Annotated in this window: 4 protein-coding genes; all 4 read left to right on the forward strand. The window is 50.7% G+C overall.

The genetic code is table 11. The features are described from left to right. Positions 1 to 257, forward strand: a 257-nt coding sequence (gene rplI, locus ACTF5G_RS10070) for a 50S ribosomal protein L9 (protein ID WP_438952670.1), incomplete at its 5' end; no start/stop codon positions are given. Positions 258 to 349: 92 nt separating this feature from the next. After that, positions 350 to 1,711 carry a replicative DNA helicase gene (gene dnaB, locus ACTF5G_RS10075; RefSeq protein ID WP_438952673.1) on the forward strand — a complete coding sequence of 454 codons (1,362 nt, stop codon included), beginning with the start codon at positions 350 to 352 and terminating at the stop codon, positions 1,709 to 1,711. A 36-nt stretch (positions 1,712 to 1,747) separates the two neighbouring features. Continuing rightward, complete coding sequence (gene panC / locus ACTF5G_RS10080; RefSeq protein ID WP_438952671.1) at positions 1,748 to 2,593, forward strand: pantoate--beta-alanine ligase; 846 nt, start codon at positions 1,748 to 1,750, stop codon at positions 2,591 to 2,593. A gap of 12 nt (positions 2,594 to 2,605) precedes the next feature. Next, positions 2,606 to 2,986 carry an aspartate 1-decarboxylase gene (gene panD / locus ACTF5G_RS10085; protein WP_438952672.1) on the forward strand — a complete coding sequence of 127 codons (381 nt, stop codon included), beginning with the start codon at positions 2,606 to 2,608 and terminating at the stop codon, positions 2,984 to 2,986. The last annotated feature ends 29 nt before the right edge of the window (positions 2,987 to 3,015 follow it).

Genomic DNA, 3,015 nt, shown 5'->3' on the forward strand with positions numbered 1-3,015 from the left:
CCGAAGCGCGCGCCGAGCAACTGGCAGCATTGACAGTTATCGTCATTGCTGCCAATGCTGGAGATGAAGGCAAGTTGTTTGGTTCCATCGGTACCCGTGATATTGCGGATGCTGTGACTGCCGCCGGTGTCGATGTGAGCAAAAGCGAAGTGAAACTGCCTGAAGGGGCTCTGCGTGAAATCGGTGAATATGAAATTGATATTCAACTGCACGCTGAGGTAACCCAGCCGATTAAACTGTCTGTTGTCGCTGAGTAATCCGGCAGTTTCAGGCGGTATCATAATTGGTAACAACACGGCACGCCATTTCCTGTGGCAGTGCCGTATCCGTGTTGGCGGGTGACGGTCCGATGATTGAAGACAGAGGCGCGCTGGAACAACAGCTTCCGCATTCAATTGAAGCGGAACAGGCGGTGCTCGGTGGCCTGATGTTGAGCAATGGTGGCTTCGACACCGTTGCCTCGCTCATATCGGAGAAAGACTTTTTTGCCGGCGACCACCAGCTGATTTTTCAAACCATGCGGCAGCTCAATACCGAGCAGAAACCGCTGGATATCATCACACTTTCCGAAACCCTGCAAAACAACCGCCAATTGGACCAAATCGGTGGTTCCAGTTATCTGGTTGAGCTGTCGAACAATACCCCCAGTTCGGCAAACATCAACGCTTACGCACAAATCGTGTTGGAGCGCTCCATCATCCGGCAACTGATTACTGCCGCCAGTGATATTGTCAAAAAGGGCTATAACCCACTGGGCTGGGACAGTAACAAACTGCTGGCCGAGGCAGAAAAAAAACTGGTTGCGATTATCGAAAGCCGACCTAATCAGGGCGGTTTCTTATCGGTTAATGATTTGCTTAAAGAAGTGGTTGAGCGTATTGACCAGCTTTTTAACAGTGACGCCGACATTACCGGGCTGAGTACCGGATTTGCTGACCTCGACGAGAAAACATCTGGCTGGCAGCCATCAGATCTGGTGATCGTTGCAGGGCGACCTTCCATGGGCAAGACCTCCTTTGCCATGAATATGGCCGAGCATGCCGTGTTGCATCAGGAAAAGCCGGTACTGGTATTCAGTATGGAGATGCCGGCCAGCCAGTTGATTATGCGGATGATGTCTTCCCTCGGAAAGATTGATCAAACCAAATTGCGTGCCGGCAATTTGTCTGAAGATGATTGGCCACGATTGTCCAGCGCAGCATCCCGTCTCAAGGATCGCCCTCTGTTTATCGACGACACGCCGGGCATTACTCCGATGGAACTGCGCAACCGGGTCAGGCAGGTCACCCGCGAACACGGGCAGCCCGGCATGGTGTTGGTGGATTATCTGCAATTGATGAGTGGCAGTGTGGCCACAGAAAACCGGACCAACGAAATTTCCCAGATTTCCAGAGAGTTGAAAAATATTGCCAGGGAGTTCAACTGTCCGGTAATTGCGCTGTCCCAGCTCAGTCGCAACCTCGAAAGCCGCCCCAACAAACGCCCGATCAATTCCGATTTGCGTGAGTCCGGTGCCATCGAACAGGATGCAGATGTCATCGTTTTTATCTACCGCGATGAAGTGTACAACGAAGAGAGCCCTGACAAGGGTGTGGCCGAAATTATCATTGGTAAACAGCGAAATGGCCCGATCGGGACTTGCAAGTTGACCTTTCTCGGCAAATATACCCGTTTTGAAAATCTTGCCAGAGATTATTTTTCCCAGGATTAGCTGTCTTTTTTTACCTACACTGTTTCCGGATAGGTTATGCAAATTTTTCATACGGTAAATGGACTTCGCCAGTCACTGGCGGCGGCAAGAGCCACAGGAAAACGGGTCGGCTTTGTGCCGACTATGGGAAATTTGCATGACGCCCACATTGAGTTGATCAACCAGGCACAGCAGACCAACGATATTGTGGTCTGCTCTATTTTTGTCAACGGGCTCCAATTTGGCCTCAATGAAGATTGGGATAAATATCCCCGTACGCTTGAGGCAGATTCTGACCGTCTGCGCGAGGCCGCTTGTGATTTTCTGTTTCACCCCAATGATCAGGAAATGTATCCCAACGGCCTGGATACGCAAACGCGGGTGATTTGCCCCACCATGACGGATGTGCTCTGTGGTGCCAGTCGTCCAGGACATTTTGAGGGCGTTACTACGGTGGTGACCAAGTTGTTCAATATCGTGCAGCCCGACGAAGCTATTTTCGGGATGAAGGACTTTCAACAGCTGGCCGTGATTCGGCGTTTGGTGGAAGATCTCTGTGTCCCGGTGGTGATCACAGGGGCTCCAATTCATCGAGAAACGGATGGACTGGCGATGAGCTCAAGAAACGGTTTTCTGACGCCGGAAGAACGGCCCAAAGCCAATCAGCTCTATCTCAGTCTCAATTGGGTTGTGAGCCAGATAGATGCTGGCAATCGTGATTACAAGGCACTGGAAAAGCAGGCTTGTCAGCAAATCGAGAGGGCTGGCTTCAAAACTGACTACATTAGTGTCTGCAACAGTAAAACGTTGCAGATGGCAGCAGACGACGACCAGGACGTTATTGTCCTCGGCGCCATGTATACATCCGGCGCTCGATTAATTGATAATATCTCCCTGAATTAGAGGAATCGCTTTATGCTGAACACCATGCTTAAAGGCAAACTCCATATGGCCTGCGTTACCCATGCGGAGCTCTGGTACGATGGTTCCTGTGCCATTGACTCCAGCCTACTGGAGATGGCAGGTCTGAGAGAGTTTGAACAGATCGATATTTACAATGTGAACAACGGTGAACGGTTTACCACCTACATTATTTGTGCCGAGCCGGGTTCAGGGATTATTTCTGTAAATGGCGCTGCAGCCCGTAAGTGTCAGGTGGGCGATCGCTTGATTATTGCCACTTATGCCCAGTATGCCGAAGAAGAATTGGTCAGGTACAAGCCCAAACTGGTCTATCTGAATGAATCCAACAAGGTTGTTCGCGCGTCAAACACTATTCCCGTACAGGCCGGTTGACTCTTGGCGTTGTAGTCCCTGGTAGTCCT

Source organism: Porticoccus sp. (genome assembly GCF_965660005.1).
GTDB lineage: Bacteria > Pseudomonadota > Gammaproteobacteria > Pseudomonadales > Porticoccaceae > Porticoccus.